General features: G+C 62.5%; 20 protein-coding genes and 1 riboswitch. Of the genes, 15 read left to right on the top strand and 5 right to left on the bottom strand.

Annotated features, from left to right (window positions below; genetic code table 11):
* Nucleotides 1-250 precede the first annotated feature (250 nt).
* Nucleotides 251-2,272, bottom strand: a complete 2,022-nt coding sequence (locus tag G486_RS21535; RefSeq protein WP_034386680.1) for a TonB-dependent receptor domain-containing protein — start codon at nt 2,270-2,272, stop codon at nt 251-253.
* Between the two features lie 523 nt (nt 2,273-2,795).
* Between G486_RS21535 and trpB the strand changes: the two genes are divergently transcribed.
* On the top strand, nt 2,796-4,013 hold the full coding sequence (gene trpB, locus G486_RS0104485) for a tryptophan synthase subunit beta (RefSeq protein ID WP_027014456.1): 1,218 nt from the start codon (nt 2,796-2,798) through the stop codon (nt 4,011-4,013).
* Between the two features lie 459 nt (nt 4,014-4,472).
* Here the strand turns inward: trpB and G486_RS0104475 are convergent, their stop codons facing one another.
* Both G486_RS0104475 and G486_RS0104470 read right to left on the bottom strand, forming a co-directional pair.
* Nucleotides 4,473-6,134, bottom strand: a complete 1,662-nt coding sequence (locus tag G486_RS0104475) for a M30 family zinc metallopeptidase (protein WP_027014455.1) — start codon at nt 6,132-6,134, stop codon at nt 4,473-4,475.
* 196 nt (nt 6,135-6,330) lie between these two features.
* The gene (locus G486_RS0104470) at nt 6,331-7,266 is read right to left on the bottom strand and encodes a LysR family transcriptional regulator (protein WP_027014454.1); all 936 of its coding nucleotides are present in this window, start codon (nt 7,264-7,266) and stop codon (nt 6,331-6,333) included.
* A gap of 78 nt (nt 7,267-7,344) precedes the next feature.
* Here G486_RS0104470 and G486_RS0104465 point away from each other — a divergent pair, with 78 nt between their 5' ends.
* On the top strand, nt 7,345-7,797 hold the full coding sequence (locus G486_RS0104465) for a PACE efflux transporter (protein WP_027014453.1): 453 nt from the start codon (nt 7,345-7,347) through the stop codon (nt 7,795-7,797).
* Nucleotides 7,798-7,817: 20 nt separating this feature from the next.
* On the opposite strand, the gene G486_RS0104460 is transcribed toward G486_RS0104465, so the two are convergent.
* Complete coding sequence (locus tag G486_RS0104460; protein ID WP_027014452.1) at nt 7,818-8,720, bottom strand: response regulator; 903 nt, start codon at nt 8,718-8,720, stop codon at nt 7,818-7,820.
* Nucleotides 8,721-9,142: 422 nt separating this feature from the next.
* Between G486_RS0104460 and G486_RS0104455 the strand changes: the two genes are divergently transcribed.
* The 7 genes from G486_RS0104455 to G486_RS0104425 all read left to right on the top strand — a co-directional run bounded on the left by G486_RS0104455 (nt 9,143) and on the right by G486_RS0104425 (nt 17,583).
* Nucleotides 9,143-10,393, top strand: coding sequence for a transporter substrate-binding protein (locus G486_RS0104455; protein ID WP_027014451.1), 1,251 nt, complete (start codon nt 9,143-9,145; stop codon nt 10,391-10,393).
* A 71-nt stretch (nt 10,394-10,464) separates the two neighbouring features.
* A complete protein-coding gene (urtB, locus tag G486_RS0104450) occupies nt 10,465-11,379 on the top strand; it encodes an urea ABC transporter permease subunit UrtB (protein ID WP_027014450.1) in 915 nt (304 codons plus the stop codon).
* Between the two features lie 74 nt (nt 11,380-11,453).
* Nucleotides 11,454-12,653: an urea ABC transporter permease subunit UrtC gene (gene urtC / locus G486_RS21530; RefSeq protein ID WP_051303122.1), complete on the top strand. Its 1,200-nt coding sequence runs from the start codon at nt 11,454-11,456 to the stop codon at nt 12,651-12,653.
* A complete protein-coding gene (urtD, locus tag G486_RS0104440; RefSeq protein WP_027014449.1) occupies nt 12,650-13,393 on the top strand; it encodes an urea ABC transporter ATP-binding protein UrtD in 744 nt (247 codons plus the stop codon). Before urtC ends, urtD begins: the two co-directional genes overlap by 4 nt.
* Before the next feature lie 22 nt (nt 13,394-13,415).
* Nucleotides 13,416-14,105 (top strand): urea ABC transporter ATP-binding subunit UrtE, encoded by a 690-nt coding sequence (gene urtE, locus G486_RS0104435; protein ID WP_027014448.1) that lies wholly within the window; start codon nt 13,416-13,418, stop codon nt 14,103-14,105.
* Nucleotides 14,106-14,178: 73 nt separating this feature from the next.
* A riboswitch (S-adenosyl-L-homocysteine riboswitch) is annotated at nt 14,179-14,273 on the top strand.
* A 77-nt stretch (nt 14,274-14,350) separates the two neighbouring features.
* Nucleotides 14,351-17,119, top strand: a complete 2,769-nt coding sequence (gene metH / locus G486_RS21525) for a methionine synthase (protein ID WP_211233747.1) — start codon at nt 14,351-14,353, stop codon at nt 17,117-17,119.
* Nucleotides 17,120-17,127: 8 nt separating this feature from the next.
* On the top strand, nt 17,128-17,583 hold the full coding sequence (locus tag G486_RS0104425) for a GNAT family N-acetyltransferase (protein ID WP_027014447.1): 456 nt from the start codon (nt 17,128-17,130) through the stop codon (nt 17,581-17,583).
* A gap of 63 nt (nt 17,584-17,646) precedes the next feature.
* Here the strand turns inward: G486_RS0104425 and G486_RS0104420 are convergent, their stop codons facing one another.
* Nucleotides 17,647-19,026, bottom strand: coding sequence for a glycerophosphodiester phosphodiesterase family protein (locus G486_RS0104420; protein WP_051303150.1), 1,380 nt, complete (start codon nt 19,024-19,026; stop codon nt 17,647-17,649).
* A gap of 245 nt (nt 19,027-19,271) precedes the next feature.
* Between G486_RS0104420 and G486_RS0104415 the strand changes: the two genes are divergently transcribed.
* From G486_RS0104415 to G486_RS0104390, 6 genes are all read left to right on the top strand, one after another.
* Complete coding sequence (locus tag G486_RS0104415; RefSeq protein ID WP_027014445.1) at nt 19,272-20,141, top strand: PPK2 family polyphosphate kinase; 870 nt, start codon at nt 19,272-19,274, stop codon at nt 20,139-20,141.
* Nucleotides 20,142-20,314: 173 nt separating this feature from the next.
* Nucleotides 20,315-21,616 (top strand): Glu/Leu/Phe/Val family dehydrogenase, encoded by a 1,302-nt coding sequence (locus tag G486_RS0104410; protein ID WP_027014444.1) that lies wholly within the window; start codon nt 20,315-20,317, stop codon nt 21,614-21,616.
* A 159-nt stretch (nt 21,617-21,775) separates the two neighbouring features.
* The gene (locus G486_RS0104405; protein ID WP_027014443.1) at nt 21,776-23,230 is read left to right on the top strand and encodes an NAD-dependent succinate-semialdehyde dehydrogenase; all 1,455 of its coding nucleotides are present in this window, start codon (nt 21,776-21,778) and stop codon (nt 23,228-23,230) included.
* A gap of 159 nt (nt 23,231-23,389) precedes the next feature.
* A complete protein-coding gene (locus G486_RS0104400) occupies nt 23,390-24,211 on the top strand; it encodes an aldolase/citrate lyase family protein (protein ID WP_027014442.1) in 822 nt (273 codons plus the stop codon).
* Nucleotides 24,212-24,300: 89 nt separating this feature from the next.
* Entirely contained in the window at nt 24,301-24,786 is a 486-nt protein-coding gene (gene hpaR / locus G486_RS0104395) for a homoprotocatechuate degradation operon regulator HpaR (RefSeq protein ID WP_027014441.1), read from the top strand.
* 22 nt (nt 24,787-24,808) lie between these two features.
* Nucleotides 24,809-25,435 carry a 3'-5' exonuclease gene (locus tag G486_RS0104390; RefSeq protein WP_027014440.1) on the top strand — a complete coding sequence of 209 codons (627 nt, stop codon included), beginning with the start codon at nt 24,809-24,811 and terminating at the stop codon, nt 25,433-25,435.
* Nucleotides 25,436-25,576: the final 141 nt, after the last annotated feature.

The following is a 25,576-nucleotide window of genomic DNA, read 5'->3' as shown; positions in this document are numbered from 1 at the left end:
CTACGCTGCCGCGTTGGAGCGCAATCGGGATGAGCTCAAAGCGATGGGGCGCAGCTTGCACCGGGGTGCAAGCAAGCCACAGCGCTAGAAAATAGCCCGATTTCGCTCCAACCCTTTGGGGCAGTGTCTTTGCGGGTGGTCTACAGCGTTGCGAATCCTCGCAATAGCACGGCTATTGCTGCGGTATCGCGCCTTGTATCCCATCCCGCACAGACACTGGCGCGGCACCGAGGAGATCGTAAACACGTTCTTAGAAGCTGGCGTTGACGCCGACCCACAGGCGTCGGCCCTCATCCGCCATCCAGTTGCCGCTCAGGCCGGTGTTGCGCTCGCGCAGGTCCACCGGCACCTTGCGATCCGTGAGGTTGAGCAGGGCAAAGCGCAGCGACACATCCTTGACCAGTTGGTAGCTGCCGCCCAGGTCCAGCGTGGCCGAGCTGCCGCGCTCACGTACGCCGCGTGCGCCGTTGCGGAAACCCGCGTAAGAGGCCTTGCCCATGAAGTTCAGACGCGCAAAGGTGGTCAGGCGTTCCGTGGCCTGCCAGTCCAGCTGGGCGTTGAGCATGTGCTTGGGCGTTTTTTCCAGCGGCTTGCCGTCCAGCGAGGAGCCGTCGAACGCCGTCTCCGTGCCGCCCTTGCGGCGCGACTGGGTGTAGGTGTAGTTGGCGTTGAGGCTCAAGGTCTTGGCCAGTGGCAGCTGCAGGCCCATTTCCAGGCCGCGTATGCGCACCTTGTCCACATTGTCGTAGACATAGAGATGCTGGTTGGCGACGTTGGGATTCAGAGGATCGGGCTTGCCGGTGTCGAAGCTCACCACCTTGTTTTTGAAATTGGTGTTGAACAGCGTGGCCGTGAAACGGCTGGCCGGCGCCCATTCATAGCCCAGGCCCAGCTCCTGGGTGGTGCTGGTTTCGGGCTTGAGGTCGGGGTTGCCGCACAGCGGGCCACGGAAGCCCGAGTTACCACCCGTGCTCATGCAATAGCCGGCCGTGCTCTGGCGTATGGAGGGGGCCTTGAAGCCCGTGGTCACGCCACCGCGCAGCGTGAGCGCATCGCTGGCATGGTAGACGCCATACAGGCGCGGTGACCAGTGACGACCGTGGCGTTCGTCATCGTCCATGCGCACGCCGCCGGTGAGGGTCAGGCGCTCGGTCAGCAGCCAGTCGTCTTCCAGGAACAGCGCATAGTTGTTCAGCGTCACGCTGTTGAGGTTGACCGGGTAGCCGCCCACCGTGGCCTCGTTGCGGATGCCATCCAGGGCCACGCGCTGGTACTGCCCGCCCAGCCGCACCAGGTGGTTGGACACGGGCAGGGTCAGATTGCCATCCAGGGTGGTGTTGGTCACCTCGCGCTGGCTGTAGTTCTGGTCTTGGGGCCAGCTCTCGTTCTTGCCCACTTCGCGGTACAGCGCCAGCTTGCTCTGGCCAAAACTCCAGCGTCCGTTGTGGGTGATGCCGTAGTGCTCGCGCGTATGGCGCGTCTTGCTCCAGCTCTGGCTGGGCAGGATGGAGCGGCCCGGTGTGGTTTCGGTGGTGGTGTCTTCGGTACCCACGTCGAGCACGATTTCCTGGCGGCTGTCGGGCCGCGCCGTGAGCTTGGCGCCCAGGCTGCGATTTTCGCGGCCAAAGGCGCTCTCGGCCGCCGGGTAATGGTTGCCGGCCTCGGTGCGGTTTTCGGTCTTGCCCCAAACCTGCAGGCCCAGCACATCGCTTTGGATGGGGCCACCCAGCCAGAACTCGCCAGCACGGGTGTTGCCGTAGTCATGGTCGCCCTGCAGCGTCACGGAGCCGCCCACGCTGCCGCTCCAGCGCGCAGGCACTTTCTTGGTGATGATGTTGATCACACCGCCCATGGCATCGGCACCATAGAGCGAAGACATGGGGCCGCGCACCACCTCGATGCGCTCGATGGCCGACAGCGGCGGCAGCAGATTGGCCTGCACGCCCGTGGTGCCACGGTTCATGGTCTCGCGCGTGTTCTGGCGTTGGCCGTCGATGAGGATCAGCGTGTATTCGCCGGGCAGGCCGCGGATCATGATGTCCGTGCTGTTGGGTCCGTCCCCGACCACGGCCACGCCCTCCACATGGCGCACGGCATCGGCCACCGACTGGTAGTTGCCCTTTTGCAGGTCTTCCTGGGTGAGCACGCTGATCGAGGCCGGCGCATCCTTGATGCGCTGCTGCACCCCGCTGGCCGTGACCACCACGGCCTCCAGCTGGGCATCGGCCTGCGGCGCCTGCTGCCCCCATGCCGCTGTTGCGGCTCCCGCCAAGGTCACCGCTCCGACCCTCAGACCCCAGGCAGCTGTCGCTGCCGTTTTTTTCTTTGCTTGCATAGCTGTTCCACGCGCTGTTGCATGGCCCCACTCCAGGCCATGAGTGCGCCGGGCCACCACGGCCCGGCATGACAACCGTCGATTCCAGCACCTGCCTCCCTCTCTGTGGTTTGCGCCAGCCGCGCAGATGTTTGCGCCACAATCGAAAACGATTTGCATTTGTGTTTCGATTAAAGCAGAGACCCACTGCTGCAGCAGTCCGGCCGGACATAAGGCGGGCCCCTCGGCAATTGAGGAGTCATCCCGAGGCTGCTTTTCATGAGTTGCCAGAAGGTCTTGCTCTGCAACGCGCTCCGGAACATGTTGATGACCGACTCTGCGTCGCGCCGATGCAGGCCTCAGGTCGGCTCTCTGGAAAAGGCTGCAGCCTTTGAAGCAAACGCCAGAGTGCGCTGCACGAAACTGCACCAGCCTTGTGGTATGAACGCTGTTTTCTCATAACCATAAACCGGAGACTTCCATGCCCTTGCCCCCAACCGCCATGCCCGATGCGAACGGCTTTTTTGGTCCTTATGGCGGACAGCTCGTCCCCCCGCATCTCAAGCAGGCCATGGACGAGATTGCGGCCGCCTATGCGGAGATTGCCCAACGTCAGGACTTCCAGGACGAGCTGGCCCAGTTGTTTGCCGATTATGTGGGCCGGCCCAGCCCCATCTTTCATGCCCGGCGCCTGTCCTCACAACTGGGCGGCGCCCAGATCCACCTGAAACGCGAGGATCTCAACCACACTGGAGCACACAAGATCAACCACTGCCTGGGCGAAGCGCTGCTTGCCAAGTTCATGGGTAAGAAGAAGGTGATTGCCGAGACCGGTGCCGGCCAGCATGGCGTGGCCCTGGCCACGGCCTGCGCCCTGGTGGGCATTCCTTGCGAAATCCACATGGGCCGGGTGGACATGGAAAAAGAGCATCCGAACGTCACCAAGATGCGCATTCTGGGCTGCAAGCTCGTACCAGTGACACGTGGTGCAGCCACGCTTAAAGAAGCCGTGGACAGCGCCTTTGAAGAATATCTGACCAACCCTGTGGACTACATCTACGCCATAGGCTCGGTGGTCGGCCCTCATCCATTTCCCATGATGGTGCGCGACTTCCAGTCCGTCATAGGCCGCGAGGCGCGTGAGCAGTTTCAGGCACGGCACGGCCGCCTGCCAGAGCAGGTGGTGGCCTGCGTGGGTGGCGGCAGCAATGCCATGGGCATGTTCACGGCCTTTCTCGATGATGCATCCGTACGCCTCGTGGGTGTTGAGCCTTCGGGCGAAGGCACGCATGTCCCTGGCCGTCATGCAGCCACGCTGACCATGGGCAAGCCCGGAGAAATCCACGGTATGAAGTGCTATGTGCTCGAAGAGGCCGAGGGCGTGCCCGCCGCCGTGCACAGCATTGCCTCGGGCCTGGACTACCCTGGCGTGGGGCCGCAGCACAGCTATCTCAAGGACCTGGGGCGCGTGGACTATGACACCGTGACCGACCAGGAGTGCCTGGATGCCTTCATGCAGCTCTCACGTGTGGAAGGCATCATCCCGGCGCTGGAAAGCGCCCATGCCGTGGCCTGGGCCATGCGTGCTGCACCCAGGCTGCCGCGGGAACAGCACATCCTCGTCAACCTCTCGGGCCGTGGCGACAAGGATGCCGACTACGTGGCCAAGGTGCTGGGAATTGAAGGCAACACCGACTGAGCCCGCCCAGGCCCCGACTTTGCGGGCACGCTGTGCGACCTGCGTTTCGTAGGCGCGGCATCGCGTGCCTGGTCATGAAAAGGGCGGACCGGGTCGGCCGCAGGCTGTGAGCGCCTCAATCCAGCGCACGGATCGACTCCACCTGCAGCCATGCAGGTTCCGCAACAGGCTCTTTACTGGGAGCGCTCCCCTCCAGTCGCCGCCCCTTAACCAGAACGCTTTGCCTCTGCCATTGCAGAGCCTGTGCCGTGCTCAGGCCGCGCAACGTCCACAGCTGGCCATCAGGGGTCTGCAGCAGGGCCTGGATGTGGGGCTCGCTTCCACGCAGCAAGACCTGGCCTTGCAAAAGAATGTCCTGCTGTGCCGGCTGCTGCGGGCTGCTGCATGCACCACAGACCGCTGAAAGACCAAGCAGGGCCCAGAGCGCCAGCCAGGCCGGTACCCATGTCCGCCCGTGCATCATTGCACCACGGCCGTCAGCGCAACCCCGGGCGGCAGGCTGAACTGCTCTTCATAGACCCCTTGCCAGTTGGGGCTGCGCTGAAACGGAAAGCTTCCTCCATGCGGGGCAAGCGAGCTAGGCACCGTGAGCGGGAGATTGCGCAGGCTTGCATAAATCTGGCCATCGATGGCCTCGAGATTGATGCCCTGGTCCGTGCGCGCCGGCCAGCCAAAGCCGGCCGGCGCCTGAGGCGGCAACAAGGCCGCGTTGGCAGCCCAGCGCTCCAGCGTGGTCGCAAGCGAAGGCCCTCCAGCCTGCGCAATGGCATTGGTCAGCACGTCCAGAGAATTGCTTGAAGACGTGTTTTGCAGCAGTTTCTGATAAAAGCCCACACCATGCTGACGCACCAGATAGGCTCCCAGACTACCCGCCTGGTTGTAGCCAAAACATTGGGCACCGGCATCGTTGATCCAGAAAGCAAAGTCGCAGTTGAATCCGGGGTTGGCGAACCAGCCGGCGATGCGGCTGTCCTTCACGGAGTTCGATCCCGGCGTGATGCGCTGCGCAAGAATGTCCTCGATCATGACCGCGCTCATTTCCTCCAGAAAGGTTTCGAATGCATAGCTCGACCCTTGACGCACATTGCGCTGATAGAAGTTGACGGCATGAACCAGCTCATGGGCCAGTGTGCTGACCTGGTCCGTCATGCCCAGGCTACCGACCAGATAAAGAGTTTCCGTATCGATGAACACGGACAGCGACTCGTTGCTGTATTTGAGAAAGTCGTTCTGCGCATCCTTCTTGAAGTTGTTGGCAGACCAGAAATAGCCCAACAAGCCATATGCGGCGCCATCAGGCACGAAGTTGACGAAAACCACATCCAGGGGCTGGCTGGGAGCGATCAAGGAGGTGTATGCATGCTCACCCCAGGGCTGACCGATGAGGTCCGAGACCTGGGTATAGACCGCATTGCTGCCGCTCGCCACCTTTTCCAGCAGCGTATCGAGCATGGCATCACTGACCTTGTCAGCCCCGTATTCGGTGTTTTCCAGCCAGAGGTTGATGGTGCGGTCGCCCACCGTGGCCTGGCGGCGCAAGGTGGCCTGCCGGCTCTGGATCAGGTTGTCGTCAACGGAGACATACCAGCTGCGCTCGCTTCCAATGGCTTGGGGAGTGACGCTCGTATCGCCCAAAACCTGCTTTCGAGCGCCTTCGGTGGTCAGGGCTGGTAGGAGAGGCTTGAAATTGCGCACCAGCGCAGGAATGCGGTTGACCGCTGCAGATGGCCGCGCTTCCGGCAGCTCCTGCTGACTCTGGCTGCGCTGCGTGTACAGAGGCGTCAGCGTCAGACTTGGCATGGGTTGATAGCTGTCGCCGGTATTGGTGTAGATAAGAGTCACCGGCTTGCTGCCCAAACCACTGAGCGAGACCGAGACCAATTGCTCGCTTTGCGAGGTATTGCTGTAGCTCCACACACCGATACCCTGGCCCGCATAGCTGGTCGCACCCGCAGCCCCGCATGAATCGCCGTTATCGCCGCTGCACGCCGTCTCCAGCGACACGCTGACCACGTCGCCGGAGCCCGCCACAGTGCTGCTGTTTTCACCACCGCCGCAGGCCGACAGACACAGACACAAAAAAAAGATGCTCACCGCCCCCTGGAAACGATGGAAAAGCATGAGGCCGCCTTTGAGTTTTCGCTCTTCAAAAGAGCTTGTTTTGAGCTAGCAGAACGTGCAGTGCCACTATTGCAGCCCCTCTTGAGCAGAGCAAGCCGGCATCTCATTACCCTGCAAACCACATGGCTTGTACAACAGCCGGGCCTGCTCGGCCCATCCCCGGAGCGTGCTCACAGGCCAAGAAAACGCGCGCAGCTCAGGTCTTGCGCCGCCTCGCAACCCCTGCACCGTCAGGTGCTTTATGACCCAGCAACTGCACAAAGCGCTGTGCGGCCAGCCCCAGAGGCCTTTCTTTGGACCAGACCCAGTCGACGAACAGGCGTGTACCGTTGCTGATGTTCTGCAGCGGGATCTCAAGCAGGCTGCCTGCTGCGATATGCGGCTCGACCAGGCCCTTGGGCAGCCAGCCCCAGCCAAGGCCTGCACTGATCATGGAAAGCGCTGCCTGATGGCTGTCGCAGCGCCATTGCTGATGAGAGAAAACGAAGCGGGTATCGGTCTGCAAAGGATCACGGCTGGCAACCAGCACTTGGCGGGAAGCCGCCAGCTGGTCCACGCTCAGACGTGGTGCACTCGAGCCAACGCAGCCCGCGCGCCAGGGCGGGAACTGGGGCGACAGCACGGCCACCAGGGTTTCCTGCCCCATCTCCTGAAAGTCCTCACGTCCATCCAAGGCCGGACGCTCGAACACCAGAGCCAGCTGAGCACGGCCCGCATGCAGCAACTCCAGCGCATCGGCCTGAGGCGCTGCTAGCACCTCGACGGTCAGGCCAGGGAACTCCTCCACCAGCGGACACAACCCGTCAGCCCAAGCCGTGGACAGCAGCTCGGGGGCGATCGCCAGAGTCAATCGCGTCTCCAGGCCCTGGCTCAAGGCCTGGGCCTGGGTATTCAGCTGCTGAAGCTGGGCCGCCAGCTGCCTCGCAAGCGGCTCAAGCGCCCTGGCTTCAGCCGTGGCTGTGGGCTCGCGCCCGCTGCGATCAAACAGCTGCAGGTCGAGCTCGGCTTCAAGCTGGGCTACAGCCATGCTCACGGCCGAAGGCACACGCCCCAACCTACGGGCTGCGGCCGAAAACGAGCCCGTATCCAGAACGGCCAGAAACAAGGCAACTTGCTCTACAGGAAAAGCCATGACGCCCGCAGTTCATTTATCAATAAAACTGAAAGAATATAACTTTTACGTTCAATTTCAAGGAAATACACTGCGCCCATGACTTTTCAAAAAAACAAGGGGCTTCAAGGCCCCATGCGCAAAATCGTCTTCGTTTCCCTGTATGAGCTGTTTGCCATCATTGCCGCGAGCCTGCTGTTCATCGCCATAGGCCAAAGTGCCGGCCACTCTGGCGCCATGGCAGTGGCCGCATCTGTATTGGCCATCATCTGGAACCTGACGTTCAACCATTTGTTCGAAAAATGGGAGGCTCGCCAAAGCGTCAAGGGCCGCTCCGTGCTACGCCGCGTGATCCATGCCCTGGGCTTCGAAGGTGGCCTGGCGCTGATGTTGATCCCGCTCATGGCCTGGTGGTTTGGCATCTCCTTGTGGGAGGCAATGGTCACGCAGCTCTGGTTGCTGATGTTCTTTCTGGCCTACACCTATGTGTTCAACTGGGGCTTCGACAGTGTTTTCGGGCTGCCGGCCTCGGCCAGGTCTGTTGCTGCCTAAAAGCAGGCTCGCAATCATGTTCAGGCCTTGAGCAACTGGCTTGCCAGGGCCGCTGCCGCAGTGCGGGTTTCGACACCCAGCTTCTCGAAGATGTGTTCGAGGTGCTTGCTCACCGTGCGGTGGCTCATGCCCAGAATGTCCGCAATGTCGCGGTTGGTCTTTCCCTTGTTGAGCCAGGACAGGACCTCGGCCTCACGCGGAGTCAGTGCCACCTGCTCCAGCCAGGATGCATTTGCGGAATCAGCCAGGCTCAACAGCAACATGGGCTCGGCCTGGCCGCAATCCCCCATGTACTGCGCCTGCAACTGCCTGCCGTCCGCCAGCCGCAGCACCGCCCGGCCTTGCTGCCAGGCCTGCACCAGCCAGCTTGAGGCCTGATCCTGCTCGAAAGCCTGGGTCAGCCAGCGCTCGGCCCGGGGAGAGTGCCAGACGACCTGCCCCTGGGCATCCAGTACCACGACCCCCAGACCCGCCAGGTCCACGGCTTCACGTGCCAACCTGATGGCCTGCGCATTGCGCAAATGGGTCGCGAGCCTGGCCAGGACCTCTGGAAGGCGCACGGGCTTGGGCACATAGTCGACGCCTCCACTCGCAAAGCCTTTGAGGACCTGCTCGGTATCCGGCGAATCGGTCATGAACAGCACAGGCACCTGGGACCAGGGCGACATGGACCTGATCTCGCGGCACAGCGCAAAGCCGTCCATGCCGGGAATGCAGGCATCCAGCAGCACCCCGTCCGGCACACGGCGCTTGAGCAGTTGCAGGGCCTCCTGCCCGCTCCTGGCTTCCATCACCGCATGGCCGTCGGCGCCGAGCGCATTGCCCAGCATGCGCAGGCTTTCCGCAGCCTGGTCCACCACAAGAATGCTGTATTGCCTGTTCATATGACTCGGACTCCGGTTGCTCGCGCAAATGACTCGCATTTTTCACGCAGTTGCATGGCCAGAAACTCAGGTTTGAAGTGATGACCTACGTGCCTTCAAGCCTGTTCCAGCCCTCACGCGCAGGGACAGGGCAGAAAGGCTTCTTTGCCCTCAATTGGGGAGTAAATACTCAGAACACTGGCCAGTCGGCACCAAGAGCGGGCACTCCTGCCCGAATCCCGCCTCCCGCCCTCTTCTCCTTATGACTTGTGCATACGGCCCAAGTCAGTGGCAGCCTGTAAGTCGATGTGAAGCCTTGATGAAAATCATGCCGGCGCTCATGCAAAAAACGTTCCTGCCAGGGGAGAGTCACGGGGCATGCACGGCCCGAGCCCGCTACGGCAATTAACGTATGGGAAGCCTTCTTTCTTGTACCTAGTCTTGCTGCAGTGCATTAACTCCACTCGTACAAGGAGCGTTTCATGAAGCAACCATCCGAATTCGACTCGGGGCAGGCCACAGCCCGTGATCGGCGCCGCCTGCTACAGACTCTGGGAGCCGCATCCATGGCCGGCTTCCCTGCCTGGTCTTTGGCAGAGGCCTTGGTCAACACCACGGGGCTGGCCGTGAGCAGCTCCGAGGTAGTGGTGGGGCAACTGCACTCGGCCACGGGCATTATGGCGATTTCCGAGACCGGAGCCATGCAGGCCGAGCAGTTGGCCATAGAAGAGATCAACGCCCAAGGCGGCGTTCTGGGCCGCAAGATCCGGCTCATCAAGGAGGACGGTGCCTCGGACTGGCCCACGTTTGCCGAAAAGTCCAAGAAGCTGCTGATCAACGACCGCTGCGCGGCCGTCTTCGGCTGCTGGACCAGTGCTTCGCGCAAGGCCGTGCTGCCGATCTTCGAGAAGGAAAACGGCCTGCTCTACTACCCCACTTTCTATGAGGGCCTCGAACAGTCGAAGAACGTGATCTATACAGGCCAGGAAGCCACCCAGCAAATCCTCTACAGCCTGGACTGGGCGAAGAAGGAAAAAAACGCCAAGAATTTTTTCTTTGTGGGCTCGGACTACATCTGGCCCCGCACCGTGATGAAGATTGCACGCAAGCACATAGAGGGTGTGCAAAAAGGCCGGATCGTCGGCGAAGAGTACTACCCGATGGACAGCACGAGCTTCGGCCCGCTGATGAACAAGATCAAGCTGCAAAAGCCCGACTGCCTGCTGATTGCCGTGGTCGGTGGCTCTACCGTGGCTTTCTACAAAGCACTCAAGGCCGCCGGGATCACCTCGGCCAAGCAGTTGCTGTTGACCTGGGCAGTCACCGAAGACGAGATGACGGGCATAGGCGGAGAAAATTTCGCGGGCTTTTACTCCTCCATGAAGTATTTCCAGACCCTGGACAACGCCAACAACAAGAAATTCGTCAAAGCCTTCAAGGCCAGATACGGCACCAAGGCCGTCATAGGCGACACCACCCAGTCGGGCTACCTCTCTCCCTGGCTGTGGAAGGCAGCTGTCGAAAAGGCCGGCAGCTTCGATGTGAACAAGGTCGTGCTTGCCTCGCCCGGCCTGGAGCTCAAGATCGCACCCGAAGGCTATGTGAAGCTCGATGCCAACCACCACCTGTGGAGCAAGTCGCGCATTGCCATGGGCTTGCCCGACGGCAGCTTCAAGGTGGTGGCCGAGTCACCCGATCTCATACGGCCCGACCCTTTTCCCAAGGGGTATTGAAGCACTCCTTGCCAGGCGGCCTTTCGGCTACCTGGCAGATTCCCGGCTGGTTTGCACGCAGGAGCTCTCGCATGACGCTTTCCGAAATGCTGAACATTGGCCTCATGCAGGGCTTTGCGGGTCTGAGCCTGTTTGCCGTTCTGCTGCTCATGGGCCTGGGCCTGGCGATCATCTTTGGTCAGATGGGCGTGATCAATATGGCCCATGGCGAGTTCATGACCCTCGGGGCCTATGCCATCTATCTGTGCTCGGCCTTCGTCAGCCAGCACACCCCGGGTCTTGTGGCCTACTACTTCCCGCTGGCGATTGCAGCGGCCTTCGGGCTTGCATTTGCACTCGGATGGCTTGTGGAATGGGCGCTGATCCGCCACCTTTACCAGCGTCCCCTGGACACCTTGCTGGCCACCTGGGGGCTCAGCCTGGGCCTGCAGCAATGCTTTCGCAGCCTCATCGGCCCGAAGGAAGTCAGCCCGGTCTTACCAGAATGGCTGCTGGGCTCATGGGCTCCGGCGCAGGGGCTGGACATCCCCATCAACGGGCTGTTCGTATTGCTGCTGACGCTGCTGGTCACGGCCGCCGTACTCATGGCCTTGCATCAAAGCCGCTGGGGACTGCGCGTGCGGGCCACGGTCAACAACCGCCCCATGGCGAATGCCATAGGCATCAACACCCGCAAAACCGACCGGCTGACATTTGCCATAGGCTGCGGCATTGCCGGTGTCGCTGGCGCCGCGTTCACCACCATCGGCTCCACGGGCCCGACCACGGGCTCGCTCTACATCGTGGACTCTTTCCTGGTCGTGACTTTTGGCGGCGCAACCAGCCTGCTGGGGACCGTGGCATCGGCCTTTGGCATTGCCCAGGCGCAGTCCATTGCCGAGTTCTTTCTGGCCGGCTCCATGGCCAGAGTGCTCACGCTTTTTCTGATCGTCTGCATTCTCATGCTCAGGCCCCAGGGCCTGTTCGCCTCCAGGCTCAGACGCTGAACCCCTTGCGAAGACGGGACAGTCTCTGCGCTTTGCCGCATCCACAGCCTCTGTCAGTTCACCGGAGTTGAATCATGCACGCCTTTTATGCCTGGGCCCGGCGCTACCAGCTCGCCAGCCTGCTGCTGCTCGCCATCCTGCTGATGCTGGTTCTTCCACTGGGGCTCGACATCTTCAGGCTCAATCTTGTGGGCAAATATCTCTGCTACGCCTTCGTGGCCGTAGGCCTGGTCATGGTCTGGGGCTATGGCGGCGTGCTCAGCCTGGGGCAGGGCATTTTCTTCGGCCTGGGCGGCTATGCCATGGCCATGTTCCTGAAGCTGGAAGCCTCGGACAAGGCCAGTACCGGCATGCAGTCCACGCCAGGCATTCCCGACTTCATGGACTGGAACCAGCTCACAGAACTGCCCCTGCTCTGGCAGCCGTTTCAGCACCTGCCATTTGCACTGCTGGCCGTCATCGCCATGCCCATGCTGCTGGCCTGGATCATGGGTCTTGCGCTGTTCAAACGCCGCGTGGGCGGGGTCTACTTTGCCATCATCAGCCAGGCCATAGCCCTGATTCTTTCGGTGCTCATCATCGGCCAGCAGGGCTATACGGGCGGGATCAACGGCATCACCGACCTCAGGACCCTCTGGGGCTGGGACATACGCAGCGACAGCGCCAAATACCTCCTCTACTACCTGTGCGTGAGCCTGCTGCTCGTCTCCATCGGGCTGTGTCGCCGGGTGCAGACCGGCAAGCTGGGCCTCTTGCTGCTCGCCATGCGCGACAAGGAAGACCGCGTGCGCTTTTCGGGCTATGACGTGTCCAGCTTCAAGATCTTCGTGTTCTGCCTGGCCGCCGCCCTGTCCGGCCTGGGCGGAGCCTTGTTCACACTGCAGGTCGGCTTCATGTCGCCCAGCTTCGTGGGCATTGTGCCTTCGATAGAAATGGTGGTTTTTGCTGCGGTCGGCGGGCGCATGAGTCTCATTGGCGCCGTGTACGGCACGCTCTTGGTCAATGCTGGCAAGACCTACTTCTCCGAGAGCCTGCCCGAGCTCTGGCTTTTCCTCATGGCTGCCTTGTTCATCGGCGTGACCCTGTTCTTTCCCATGGGTCTTGCCGGCCTCTGGCACAGCCATGCACGTCCCTGGTGGCGCGGCTGGCGCCAAAGGATTGCCCCACCGCCGGCAATACCCTCCAGGCCAGACACATCCTCACCCGAGCCAACCCCAAGAAAGACACGCCCGATGCCCGATGCCTTGCACGTCCAGGCCTGGAGCAAGTCATGAGCGAGACCGATTTCATCCTTGCCGTGGAAGACCTGAGCGTGTCCTTTGACGGCTTCAAGGCCATAGACGCGCTGACGCTGTATGTGGACAAGAACGAGCTGCGCGTGGTCATAGGCCCCAACGGGGCTGGAAAGACCACTTTGCTGGACCTGATCTGCGGCAAGATCCGCGCCAGCAGCGGCAGCATCAAGTTCAGAAATCAGGAGCTCACGCGCATTGCCGAGCACCGGCGCGTGCGCATGGGCATGGGGCGCAAGTTCCAGACCCCATCGATCTACGAGAATCTGTCGGTCTTCCAGAACCTTGAAGTTTCCTATCCGTCTGGCCGCTCGGTTCTTGGAGCTCTGAGCTACCGCCGCACCCAGGAGGTGGGCGCACGAGTGCATGCCGTGGCCCACGAAATAGGCCTGGAAGAGCAACTGAAGCAGGATGCATGCCTGCTCAGCCATGGTCAAAAGCAGTGGCTGGAGATAGGCATGCTGCTCATCCAGGACCCTGCGCTGCTGATGCTCGACGAGCCCATTGCCGGGATGAGCGCGCGCGAACGCGAGCTCACGGCCGAGTTGCTGCAGCGTATCTGCAAGAACCGCTCGGTGATCGTGATCGAGCACGACATGGAATTTGTGGCCCGCATTGCCCACAAGGTCACGGTCATGCACCAGGGAAAAGTCCTCGCCGAGGGCTCCATGAGCAAGGTGCAGGCCGACCCCAGAGTGGTGGATGTCTATCTAGGGCATTGAACACATGCGAATGGAGTTGCAGATGCTGCAAGTCGAGAACTTATGCGTGGCCTACGGCCAGAGCCAGGTCCTGCATGGGCTGAGCTTCCAGGCCGGGGAAAACGAAACCCTGGCCATCATGGGCCGCAACGGCATGGGCAAGACCACGCTGTTCAAAAGCCTGATAGGCATGTTGCCAGCACAAAGGGGCAGCATCAGGGTGCAGGGGCAGGAGCTGACCCAGCTCGAGAGCTTCAGGCGGGTGACCAAGGGGCTAGCCTATGTCCCTCAGGGACGCATGATCTTCTCCAGCCTGAGCGTGGAAGAGAACATCCGCACCGGGCTGGAGCATTCGGCGAGCACGCATGTCCCCGAAGAAATCTACACTCTGTTTCCAGTGCTTTGGGAGATGCGAAAACGCAAGGGCGGCAACCTCTCGGGCGGCCAGCAACAGCAGTTGGCGATTGCCCGCGCTCTGGTCACCAGGCCCACGGTCTTGCTGCTGGACGAGCCCACCGAGGGCATTCAGCCGTCCATCATCAAGGACATAGCACACGCCCTCAAAGAGACTCGCAAGATGGGGCGCATCACCATTGTCGTCAGCGAGCAGGTGCTGTCCTTTGCGCTGGACGTGGCCGACCGCCTGCTGGTTCTCGAGGGTGGCCGTTTCATGCATGAAACGGCGCGCGCCGATACCGATGTGCAGCGCCTCAAGGCCTATCTCTCGGTGTGAGCCTGGCCGCCGGAGCCGGCCATGCATGGGCGCGCTTCGATCCGATCGCGCCCGGGGCCGGTAAAATCACCATTTTTCCGAGGAGCGTTGCAGCGGTCAACTCCAACAGACCGTCAGGCTCGGATGCTGGATTTTGCCTTGCGGCCAGTACAACGACGCTCACCTGTCGTCGTCCTTGAAGGCGACGCCGAACCGGTCTGCACGATGAGGGACTTGTCCGGCGCTGCCCCAACCCAGGTGAGCCTATGTCCCTAGCCACTTCCGCTGCTGCAGCAAAGGCTGCAAACCTTCCTCCCATGCGCCTGTCGGGCCTGGAGCCCGTCTTCATTGGCGAGGGCAGTCTGTTCGTCAACGTGGGCGAGCGCACCAACGTCACGGGCTCCAAGGCCTTTGCGCGCATGGTTCTCAACGAGCAGTACGAGCAGGCACTGTCCGTGGCGCGCCAGCAGGTGGAGAACGGCGCCCAGGTGATCGACGTCAACATGGACGAGGCCATGCTGGACAGCAAGGCAGCCATGGTGCGCTTTCTGAACCTGATCGCCTCCGAGCCCGACATCGCCAAGGTGCCGGTCATGGTGGACAGCTCCAAATGGGAAGTCATCGAGGCAGGCCTGCGCTGCCTGCAGGGCAAGGGCATCGTCAACTCCATCTCCATGAAGGAGGGCGTGGAGCTGTTCAAGCACCACGCCAAGCTCATCAAGCGCTATGGAGCCGCAGCCGTGGTCATGGCTTTCGACGAGAAAGGCCAGGCCGACACCTTTGCGCGCAAGATAGAAATCTGCGAGCGCGCCTACCGCATCCTCGTGGACGAGGTGGGCTTTGCCCCCGAGGACATCATCTTCGACCCCAACATCTTTGCGGTGGCCACGGGCATAGAAGAGCACAACAACTATGCGGTGGACTTCATCGAGTCCGTGCGCTGGATCAAGCAGAACCTGCCCGGAGCCAAGGTCAGCGGCGGCGTGTCCAACGTGTCGTTCAGCTTTCGCGGCAACGACCCCGTGCGCGAGGCCATACACACGGTCTTCCTCTACCACGCGATCAAGGCCGGCATGGACATGGGCATCGTCAACGCCGGCATGGTGGGCGTGTACGACGATCTCGAACCCCGGCTGCGCGAGCGCGTGGAGGACGTGGTCCTCAACCGCCGCCCCGATGCGGCCGAACGCCTGCTGGAGGTCGCCGAGGAAGCCAAGGGCGCGGCCAAGGATGACAGCAAGAAGCTGGAGTGGCGCGGCACGCCCGACAAGCCGGTCTCCGTGGGCCAGCGCCTGTCGCATGCGCTGGTGCACGGCATTACCGACTTCATCACCGAGGACACCGAGGAGGCCTACCAGCAGATCGTGGTCCAGGGTGGAGGACGTCCGCTGCATGTGATCGAAGGTCCGCTCATGGATGGCATGAATGTGGTCGGCGACCTGTTCGGCGCGGGCAAGATGTTCCTGCCTCAGGTGGTCAAGAGCGCGCGCGTGATGAAGCAGGCCGTGGCCCATCTCATTCCCTATATCGAGGAAGAGAAAAAGGCCCAGGAGGCCGCGGGTCTGGACGTGTCCAGCAAGGGCAAGATCGTGATCGCCACGGTCAAGGGCGATGTGCACGACATCGGCAAGAACATCGTCACCGTGGTGCTTCAGTGCAACAACTTCGAGGTCATCAACATGGGAGTGATGGTGCCCTGCCACGAGATCCTGGCACGTGCCAAGGCCGAGGGAGCGGACATCATCGGCCTGTCGGGCCTGATCACGCCCAGCCTGGAGGAGATGCAGTATGTGGCCGGCGAGATGGACAAGGACGAGTATTTCCGCATCAAGAAGATCCCTCTGCTGATCGGCGGCGCCACCTGCTCACGCGTGCATACGGCCGTGAAGATCGCGCCCAAGTACGAAGGCCCGGTGGTCTATGTGCCCGACGCCTCGCGCAGCGTGAGCGTGGCGCAAAGCCTGCTGGGCGAGAACAAGAGCAACTATCTGGCCGAGGTACAGGCCGATTACGACAAGGTGCGCACCCAGCATGCGAACAAGAAGAAGACCGTGCTCTGGAGCCTGGAGCAGGCACGCGCCAACGACACGCCTGTGGATTTCTCCACCCACGCTCCCGTGGTGCCTCGCGCCCTGGGCCGGCGCATCTTCAAAAACTTCGACCTCGCCGAGATCGCGCGCTACATAGACTGGGGACCGTTCTTCCAGACCTGGGATCTCGCCGGGCCCTATCCGGCCATACTCGACGACGAGATCGTGGGCGTGGAAGCACGCAAGGTACTGGCCGACGGCCAGGCCATGCTGGGCAGGATCATCACGGGCCGCTGGCTGCAGGCCAATGGCGTAATGGGCCTGTTTCCCGCGAATCGCGTGGGCGACGACATAGAGTTCTATGCCGACGAGTCGCGCACCCAGGTGCTCATGACCTGGTACGGCATGCGCCAGCAGACCGAAAAGCAGATGATCGATGGCGTGATGCGCCCCAGCCGCTGCCTCAGCGACTTTGTGGCGTCCAAGGACTCGGGCATCAAGGACTACGCCGGTCTGTTTGCGGTGACCGCCGGCATTGGCGCCGAGAAGAAGGACAAGGAGTTCCAGGATGCTCTGGACGACTACAGCTCCATCATGTTCAAGGCCCTGGCCGACCGCCTGGCCGAAGCCTTTGCCGAGTGCCTGCACGAACGCGTGCGCAAGGACTTGTGGGGCTATGCCACCGCAGAGCAGCTCAGCAACGAAGAACTCATCAAGGAGCAATACCAGGGCATACGGCCCGCGCCCGGCTACCCGGCCTGCCCCGACCACAGCGCCAAGACCGATTTGTTCGCCGTGCTGGATGCCGGCGAGATCGGCATGAGCCTCACGGAAAGCCTGGCCATGAACCCGGCCTCCAGCGTCAGCGGCTTTTACATCGGCTATCCCGAGGCCAGCTATTTCAACGTGGGTCAGATCGGCGAAGATCAGCTGGAAGACATGGCCGCGCGCCGAGGCATGGACCGTGAAGAGCTGCGCCGCCTGCTTGCCCCCAACCTCGGCTGAGCCAGGATATGGCAGCACCGACTCTCAGACCCGCAATCCCGGAGGACGCAAGTCTGTGCATCCGGATTCGCGGGATGACGCGCGAGAACGCGTTCTCTGCCGAGGCGCTGGCAGCCCTGGGCATTACCCAGGAGTCCTGGAGCGCAGGCATTGCAGACGGCAGCCTCCCAGGCGTCGTGGCCTGCATGGATGGGCATATGGCCGGCTATTGCTTTGGCGATCGCGACAGTGGAGAGATCGTGGTGCTGGCCCTGCTGCCTGAGCATGAGGGCCTGGGCCTCGGCAAGGCCTTGCTGCAGCACATGGTTGATGCCTTCCGCCAGCAGGGTTTGAAGCGTTTGTTTCTGGGCTGCTCCAGCGACCCCGGCGTGCGCTCGCATGGCTTTTACCGCCACCTGGGCTGGAAGCCCACGGGAGAGGTCGATGGCCTGGGCGATGAAGTCCTGGAGCTTTGGCTGGACTGAAGCGCTCTTCTGGGCGCAGCGAGAGCCAGCCCAAGACCCGCTGTGGAGCAGCACGCTGATTCGTCAACGCTTCAACTCCCACGCATAGGTCGCGCGGGTCTGCAATGCCGTGTCTGTGAAGTCGGTGAACACCCCATCGATACCCAGACGGTAATAAGCCAAGTACTCCTGCTGCGGATCGTTGTTGAACATACCGGCCAGGCGCGCAGGCTCGTTGCGGAAAGTGAAGCTGTGCACCACAAGACCCGCCTTGTGCACTGCGGCAATCAAGCCGGTGTCCTTGAGCTGATTGACATCCTTCAAGCCAGAGCCTTGCACGTAAGGCCGCACTGCATGCGCGAGCACCTGGGGCTTCCAGGGGCCGATGCCATCCGCATAGCGTTTGATCTCGGCCAGCCCCTCAGGGGTGAGCATGGCCCCAAAGCTGCGTGCATCACCGGCCAGAGTCCAGCTATAAGGCCGGCCGCTGACAAAGGTCGAGGCATCCTGCGTGATGTAGATCACCGAGCCGTCGCGGTAGTCGATGTCATTGCCATCTATCAGTTGCACGGCTTTGGCCTTCATGCCGGCGCTGCGCAGGTATCTCAGGCTGTCGGGGTCGAAGCTCTGTATGTAAATGGCCGAATCTGGCGTATTGAGACCGTTTTGCCCCAGCAACTGGAGCACCGCCTGCTCGAAAGGGCGTGAGCCCGGAACGCCGCAGCCGTTGGCAATCGCCTGCTGGTTGTTCCAGTAAGGATTCTTGGTTTCCGCATAGACCAAAATCACACGGCCTTGTGCCTTGCCCTTGGCGACGGCGATGTCGAGCACCTCCTGGGCGCTGATCAACGGCAGCTTGTCATTCCATTCCGAGGAGCGGTCCGCGGCATTGTCCAGAATACGGCCCCGCAGCAGATCTCGCAGCTCTTGCATGCTGAAGTCGCTGATGGCCCAGTCGTTGCGGTGATCCTCCCCATCCACGACCAGGGCCTGAAGCACGGAGCGGGGGTCGCCTGGAACGAGCTGATCGCTCAGATACTGAGTGGGCCCGTGCGCCGGCGTGGCCGGATACGTCACATTCACCCAGATGCCCTCGGCCATGCGTCGGCGGCGGGCGACATCCGGGTTGGTCGCCGCCACACGGGCGACGTTGGTGCTGTCACTGAGCCAGGCATTGTGACGAGCGACCAACTGGCAGTCGCGCGTCATGTGCATGTCCAACTCCAGCATGTCGGCCCCGGCATCGGCCGCCGCCTCGTAGGCCATTTGCGTCTGCTCCGGATATCTTCCCGAGAAACCTCTGTGGGCAATCACCTGCGGCGCGTTGCCATCCAGAGTCAAATAGTGCGCACCGGCATGGCCAGCCAGCTTCTGCGCGCCGCCGCAGGCCGTCAGGGCCGCACATGAGCATATGGCCAGAAAGGCCCGGAAGCCGGAGAGCAAAAGACGCAAGAGATGGGTCATCATGGGTATGGCGGTGGAGCTTGCTCCGCAGGTCTTGGCCAGGCCCAAGCTTATGAAACCCAATCCGCCTGGCACATGACAGCTGGGTGGAAATTGAAAGCAGTTGTATGCCAGCCAGCCCTCCCGCCGTAGCAAGCTCCTGCACAATGCCTTGCCACACGCAGGCAGATTCCCTCGCTTGCCATCGCTCCCGCAATAGCGCCAATAGCTCCCGAAAGAAGAGCGACATCCTGATCGGAGAATCCATGGAACCATCATCCACGCCATTTTCTAGCCGCTATGCCGACCTGCAGGCCTTGTGGAGCCAGTGGCAGCCCAGGCCCGAAGAAAATGACCAGGCCATCGCACTCAAGGACTTCGATCATTCAGCCAAGCCCTTTTCCAAGGGCCAGGGCAAGGCCGAGGACAAGGCGCTGGTCGAGGCCCTGGCACAGGAGCTCGACGGCCTGCAAAACCTGTTCTATGCCGACCGCCGCTACAAGCTGCTCGTCATCCTCCAGGGTACGGACACCTCGGGCAAGGACGGCACCATACGTGGCGTGTTCGGCGGCATGAGCCCCCTGGGCCTGCGCTCCGTGGGCTGGAAGGCGCCAACCGAACAGGAAAAAGCCCACGACTACCTGTGGCGCATCCATCAGCAAGTGCCGGGCAGCGGCGAGATCGTGCTGTTCAACCGCAGCCATTACGAGGACGTGCTCGTGCCCGTGGTCAACGAATGGATTACACCCGAGCAGCATCTGCAGCGCCTGGCCCATATCAACGACTTCGAGCGCATGCTCAGCGAGACCGGCACCATCGTGCTCAAGTTTCTGCTGCACATCGGCAAGGACACGCAGCGCCAGCGCCTGCAGGAGCGGCTCGACGATCCGGCCAAGCACTGGAAGTTCGACGCCAGCGACATGCGCGCCAGAAGCCAGTGGGATGCCTATCAGCAGGCCTATGGCCAGTTGCTGGGCGCCACGCACAAGCCCTGGGCACCCTGGACCATCGTGCCGGCCGACTCCAAGACCCACCGCAACCTCATGATCGCCACCCTGGTGCGCGAGGTCATGAGCAATCTGGAGCTGCGCTACCCCCCCGGAGATCCGGACCTGCAGGATATCCAGGTCGAATAAAACCTGAAAAAGCTACTCGGATGAGTGGCCTTTTCAGGCCTCAGCGGGCTTGCAGGGCGCGCAGTAGCTCACTATGCTTTATTTGCATAAGGTGCGCCATATACAGCCTTGGACAGCACTTTTGCCCGCCTCTAAGCTGAAATCTCTAGATTCATTTCTGCTCGCAGATTCCCATGCAAACACCTGTTCCCACCGCTGGCCAACATGCCATTCCTTCCTACCTGCAGGCCGACCATCTGGGGCCCTGGGGCATTTACCTGCAGCAGGTGGAGCGCGTCACCCCCTACCTCGGCCACCTCGCACGCTGGGTTGAGACGCTCAAGCGTCCCAAGCGCATCCTGATCGTGGACGTCCCCATCGAGATGGATGACGGCCGCATTGCCCACTTCGAGGGCTACCGCGTGCAGCACAACCTGAGCCGTGGCCCGGGCAAAGGCGGCGTGCGCTTCCACCAGGATGTGACCCTGTCCGAGGTCATGGCCTTGTCGGCCTGGATGTCGGTCAAGAACGCGGCCGTCAACGTGCCCTATGGCGGTGCCAAGGGCGGTATCCGCGTGGACCCCAAGACCTTGTCGCGCGGCGAGCTGGAGCGCCTCACGCGCCGCTACACCAGCGAGATCGGCCTGCTGATCGGTCCCACCAAGGACATTCCCGCTCCCGACGTGAACACCAACGGCCAGATCATGTCCTGGATGATGGATACCTACTCCATGAACGTGGGCGCCACGGCCACGGGTGTGGTCACGGGCAAGCCCATAGACCTTGGCGGCTCGCTGGGCCGTGTCGAGGCCACGGGTCGCGGCGTGTTCACCGTGGGAGTCGAAGCGGCCAAGCTCACCGGCCTGCCGGTGCAGGGCGCACGCGTTGCCGTGCAGGGCTTTGGCAATGTGGGCGGCACGGCCGGCAAGTTGTTCGCCGATGCCGGCGCCAAGATCGTGGCCGTACAGGACCACACGGGCTCCATCCACAACGCCAGCGGCCTGGATGTGGCGGCCCTGCTGAGCCATGTGGCCGAGCGCGGCGGCGTGGGCGGCTTTGCGGGTGCCGAGGTCATGGACAGCGACGACTTCTGGGGCGTGGACTGCGACATCCTGATCCCTGCGGCCCTGGAGGGCCAGATCACCAAGGACAACGCCGGCAGGATCAAGGCCAAAATGGTGATCGAAGGCGCCAACGGCCCGACCACGCCCGAAGCCGACGACATCCTCAACGACAAGGGCGTGCTGGTGCTGCCCGACGTGATCGCCAACGCCGGCGGCGTGACCGTGTCCTACTTCGAATGGGTGCAGGATTTCTCCAGCTTCTTCTGGACCGAAGACGAGATCAATGCCCGCCTGGTGCGCATCATGCAAGAGGCCTTTGCAGGCGTCTGGCAGGTCGCACACGAGCACAAGGTCTCGCTGCGCACGGCCACCTTCATCGTGGCCTGCCAGCGCATTTTGCATGCGCGCGAAATGCGCGGCCTGTACCCATAAGCCGACGGCGCACTTGCATCATCAACCAGCCAGCCAGGCCCGTCCCGGCTGGCTTTTTTGATCCGCAAGCAAAAGCCCCTGCCCGGTTGACTCTGGCTTTTGCTGATTTAATATTTAACAAGTTAACAAAATCCATTCACAGCCAACGCTGGTTTTCACATGACACTCGCACTCAGAGACCCTGCCCTGCTCAAGACAAACTGCCTGATCGACGGCCAATGGCAAGCTGCCGATGACGGCACCAGCCTGGATGTGTGCAACCCCGCCACGGGCGCGCTGCTGGCCAGTGTGCCCAACATGGGCCAGGCAGAGACCGAGCGCTGCATCGCCAGCGCCGGGCAGGCCTTTGCCAGCTGGAAGCTGCAGACGGCCGAGGCCAGAGCCGCTGTCCTGCACCGCTGGTTCGAGCTCATGATGGAGCACCAGGAGGACCTGGCCCTGATCATGACGGCCGAGCAGGGCAAGCCCCTGGCCGAGTCGCGCGGCGAGATCGCGTATGCGGCCTCCTATGTGCAGTGGTTTGCCGAGGAGGCGCGCCGCGTCTATGGCTCGACCGTGCCCTCCCCCTGGGCCGGCAAGCAGATCGTGGTCACCAAGGAGCCCGTGGGCGTGTGCGCCGCGATCACGCCCTGGAACTTTCCTGCCGCCATGATCACGCGCAAGGTGGCTCCGGCCCTGGCCGCAGGTTGCACCATCATCGTCAAGCCGGCCCAGCAGACCCCGCTGTCGGCCCTGGCGCTGGCCGAGCTGGCTCAGCGTGCAGGCGTGCCTGCAGGCGTGTTCAGCGTGCTCACGGGCTCCTCGCGCGCCATCGGCGGCGTGCTCACGGCGAGCATGGTCGTGCGCAAGCTCACGTTCACGGGCTCCACCGAGGTCGGTCGCGTGCTGGCCGCGCAATGCGCGCCTACGCTCAAGAAGATGTCGCTGGAGCTCGGCGGCAATGCGCCCTTCATCGTCTTTGACGATGCCGATCTGGACGCGGCGGTGGAGGGGGCGATGGCCTCCAAGTACCGCAACACCGGCCAGACCTGCGTTTGCGCCAACCGCCTGCTGGTGCAGGACGGCATCTATGACGCGTTCATGGCCAAGCTCCAGGCCGCCGTGGAAAAGCTGGCCGTGGGCAATGGCATGGATGACGGCACCACCCAGGGCCCGCTGATCGATACGGCTGCCGTGGAGAAGGTCCAGGAGCTTGTGGACGACGCGCTGCAAAGCGGTGCGCGCCTGGTGCTGGGCGGACGCCGCCATGCGCTGGGCGGAACCTTCTACGAGCCCACCCTGCTCTGCGATGTGCCGCTGCAGGCGCGCATTGCGCGCGAGGAAGTCTTCGGCCCCGTGGCTCCGGTGTTCCGCTTCCAGACCGAGGAAGAGGCGATCCGCATGGCCAACGACACCGAGTTCGGCCTCGCTGCCTACTTCTTCTCGCGCGATGTGGGTCGCGTCTGGCGCGTGGGCAATGCGCTGGAATACGGCATGGTCGGCATCAACAGCGGCATCATCAGCACCGCGGTCGCCCCGTTTGGCGGCGTCAAGCAATCGGGCATGGGCCGCGAGGGCGGAGCCGCTGGCATGGAAGAGTACCTGAGCAGCAAGTACCTGTGCATGGGCTACTGATTCCCCCTGCCCGCCTTTAGCACCTGCGCTTAACGCCCCCATTTCGGGCTTGCATTTGGCGCTTTCATTTGGCGCCCATCAACCCCGGATGGGGGCGCAGGCAGGCTCCTGCCTGCGCGGTCTGCCAAATCACGAATAGCTCAAAGACAAGGAAAGAACATGCACACCCCCATCAACCCCTTCAAGGCTGCGATCTCGGCGAACCAGGCACAGATAGGTCTGTGGCTGGGCCTGGCCAGCCCGTATACGGCCGAGATCTGCGCAGGCGCAGGCTTTGACTGGCTGCTCATCGATGGCGAGCACGGGCCCAATGACACGCGCACCCTGCTGTCCCAGCTGCAGGCGATTGCCGCCTATCCCGGCAGCCACCCGATCGCACGCGTCCCCATGGGGCATGGAGAGATCGGCGAGATGCTGATCAAGCAATACCTGGACATCGGCGTGCAGACCCTGCTCGTGCCCATGGTGGATACGGCCGAGCAGGCCGCGCGCATCGTGCGTGCCACGCGCTATCCGCAAAACGACGGCCAGGGCGGCATACGCGGCATGGGCGGCGCTCGCGCCTCGGCCTGGGGCCGACGCGCCAGCTATTACCACGAGGCAAATGCCCAGATCTGCGTGCTGGTGCAGGTGGAGACCGTGCAGGCGCTGGAGCAGCTCGATGCCATCGCTGCCACCGAGGGCGTGGACGGCGTCTTCATCGGCCCGGCCGACCTCTCGGCCTCCATGGGCCATGTGGGCAATCCCGGCCACCCCGAAGTGCAGGCCGCGATTGCCGATGCGATTACCCGCATACGCTATGCGGGCAAAGCCGCAGGCATTCTCACGCCCAACGAAGCGCTGGCACGCCAGTACCTGGTGCAGGGCTGTGCCTTTGTGGCCGTGGGTTTGGACACCGGTTTGCTCGTGCAGGCCACGAGTGCTCTGGCCGCGCGCTTCAAGCAGGCCGTGGCGCCTGCACCTCAAGGCCAAACTTACTGATAGTTACTACACACTTTCTTGATACATCGCATCCAAGGCGGATTACCAGTCAGGAGGGCATAAAATTTTTCGCCTTTGAGCCGCCGACCATGTACCAGACACCGCTTTCATCTTCGGAACCGCTGCGCTCCTTCTCGCGCTCCCTGCCCATGGCCCTGATGCGCGCGCGCGAGTCGGTCATGGTGCGTTTTCGACCGCTGCTGCGCAACCACGGGCTGACCGAGCAGCAATGGCGCGTGATGCGTGCCATGGCTGCCTCCAGGGGCAAGCTGCGTCCGGTGGAGCTATCCCAGCTCACCTACATCAGCATGCCCAGCCTGTCGCGCCTGCTCAAGACCCTGGAGGGGCGCCAGCTGATTGCGCGCTCGCGCCATGCAAGCGATCTGCGCGGCGCCGAGTTCGAGCTCACCAAGGCCGGCCATGCGATCGGCACCCAGATCGCGCCCGACTTCTCCGCCACCTATGCCGAGATCGAAAAGCTGGTCGGCCACGAACAGGTCGAGCAGCTCTATGTCCTGCTGGAGCAGGTAGTGCAGCGCCTGGGTCCGGCCGAGGGCTGTGCCGAGGACGAGTGAGCACAGGCGGCACAATGCCGCCATGTCTTCCACCATTGCCGTCATCGACTTCGAGACCACGGGCATGAGCCCGGCCCAGGGCGCACGTGCGACCGAAATCGGCATCGTGCTGCTGCAGGGCGGGCGGATCGTGGACCGCTTCCAGAGCCTCATGCACAGCGGCGTGCGCATACCGCCGATGGTGATTGCGCTCACGGGCATCAGCAATGCCATGCCTGCGGCCGAGGTCATGCGCGAGGCCCTGCGCTTCGTGGGCGAGGCGCCCATGGTCGCTCACAACGCGGCCTTCGACAGCAAGTTCTGGCAGTCCGAGCTGACCCTGGCCGGCCTGCCTGCATCCCAGGCCTTTGCCTGCACCGTGCTGCTGTCGCGCCGCATCTACCCCGAAGCACCCAGCCACAGCCTGGGCCGGCTGGCCGAGCACCTGGGGCTGGAGTTCACGGGCCGCGCCCACCGCGCCCTGGCCGATGCCGAGGTGACGGCCGCCCTGCTCGCACGCATGCAGCAAGACCTTTGCCAACGCCATGCGCTTGCGGCCTGCGGGCATGCGCTGCTCATGCAGCTGCAGCGCTGCACGCGCGCCAAGAGCGAGGCCTGGCTGCGAGAGCAGGCCGCATCTTTTCAGCTTGAACTGATTCAAAATTCATAGCTGCAAGCGCCTTCTACCAATCGATTTCAGGCTAATAAGCACCTGAAATCCTTATATGACGCGCGCTAGCAGCTCTTATTTTCCTAAGAACGTGTTTACGATCTCTACGCTGCCGCGTTGGAGCGCAATCGGGATGAGTTC

Source organism: Comamonas composti DSM 21721 (assembly GCF_000429845.1).
In the GTDB taxonomy this organism is placed as follows: domain Bacteria; phylum Pseudomonadota; class Gammaproteobacteria; order Burkholderiales; family Burkholderiaceae_C; genus Comamonas; species Comamonas composti.
This window is presented reverse-complemented; position numbering and strand designations above follow the sequence as displayed.